Source organism: Streptomyces sp., assembly GCF_050698815.1.
Taxonomy (GTDB): Bacteria; Actinomycetota; Actinomycetes; order Streptomycetales; family Streptomycetaceae; genus Streptomyces.
Genome location: NZ_JBOHCV010000142.1, coordinates 1 through 1,652, shown reverse-complemented (window position 1 = coordinate 1,652; position 1,652 = coordinate 1). Strand labels below are relative to the sequence as shown.

At 68.0% G+C, this 1,652-nt stretch carries 1 protein-coding gene; it reads right to left on the bottom strand.

Annotated features, from left to right (window positions below; translation table 11 throughout):
- Window positions 1-45 precede the first annotated feature (45 nt).
- Window positions 46-1,458, bottom strand: coding sequence for a S28 family serine protease (locus ACRDP3_RS05625; protein ID WP_431515700.1), 1,413 nt, complete (start codon window positions 1,456-1,458; stop codon window positions 46-48).
- Between the last annotated feature and the right edge of the window lie 194 nt (window positions 1,459-1,652).

The window sequence follows — 1,652 nt, the reverse complement described above, 5'->3', positions numbered from 1 at the left end:
CCCCGGGAGGGACGGGCACGGCCGGGCGTGCCGGAGCGCATTCCGTCAGGGGCGGAACGTGCGCCCGCGTTCCACCTTCTTGTCGAGCTCCTTGTCCGGAGCGGTGAGCCGCTTGGTGTGCGCGGTGACCTCCGGCTCGTCCGCCACGTCCGCCCAGTCCAGCAGGGCCTCCGTGGCCACCTTCCGCTCGTCGTCCGTCAGGTCGACGATGTCCGCGCCGTGGTTGGCGCCCGGTGCGGTGAAGACGTAGGAGTCGTCGCTGTGCCTGCCGACCCGGAACGGCTCGGCGCCCCACGGGTCGTTCTCGCCGTAGACGAAGAGCATTTCCGAGGACCGCGTGCGCACCCACCGGTCGATGTCCGGCATGGCATGCCGGTCGAACTCCATGGGGATGTCACGGGGCACGAAGGTGCGCGGCGCGTTGATGCCCGGGTAGCGCAGCAGGTCGTCCAGGTGCGGGTTCCGCACGTCGGGCTGCCCGAGTTCGGTGCCGGCCTGGTAGTAGTACGGCACGTACGGAGTCAGGCCCTGGTCGGTGTAGAAGGCGAAGCCCGAGATCTGGTCGATGAAGGCGTACAGCTCGTCGGTCGGCGCGTCGGCCGACGGCACCGTGTCGCAGTCCGACTCCAGGTGATACTGCCAGAACGCCCACACCAGGTCGAGCACGACGACCTCGTAGGCCCGGTCGGCGTTGCCCGCCAGCTCGAAGGTGTAGCCCTCCTCCTCGGCCCACTTCTCGTAACGGGCGACGATCTCCCCGCGGCGCACCAGGGCCTCGCGCTGCACGGCGTTCAGCCGCTTACGGCACTCCGGCGTGGAGACGGTGGAGAAGAACTCGTCGTAGGCGCCGTCCTTCCGGTCGTTGACGTTGTTGGGTGCGACGTAGGCGACCGTGCCGTCCAAGTCCCGCGGGTAGAAACGCCGGTAGTAGGTGGCCGTCATGCCGCCCTTGCTTCCGCCGGTGGAGACCCAGTTCTCGTCGTAGATGTCCTCCAGGGCCTCGTGGACGCGGTGCTGGTCGCTGGCGGCCTGCCAGATGTCCAGCTTGCTCCAGTCGGCCGGATCGGGCCGGGACGGGGTGAAGAAGCGGTACTCCATCGACACCTGGTTGCCGTCCACCATCTGGGTCGGCTCACTGCGCCTGGGCTGAGCGCTCAGCCCGTAGCCGGAGGTGAAGAAGACTGTGGGGCGGTCATCACCCTTGTGCAGCAAGGAGATCCGCTGCTTGAAGGTCCCCTTGTCCGGGTTCCGGTGATCGACCGGCTGCTTGTAGTTGAGGATGAAGAAGCGGTAGCCGTCGACCGGCTTCTCCTCGATGAAGCTCATCCCCTTGATGGCGAGGATGCGGTCCTTGATGTCGGTGTCGGCAGTGGTGGCGGCCCCCGCCGACGCGCCGCCGGCGCTGACGGTGCCTATGAGCACCACGAACGACAACAGCCATTTGAGCGTTCTTCGCATGAGCTCTCCCCTGGATCCGGCGAAGTTCGAGGTGAACCTACCGGCGGGGGGTGTGTCACCGCTAGAGCAGCCGCCCGCGCCGGTGGTCACACCTAGGCTGCCGGCATGACGGACTCCGCGACACAGCCGTTGGCCACCGGGCCCCGCGACATGGCCCTGCTCTCCTTCCACGACGCCCGGCGGCACCCGGAGGA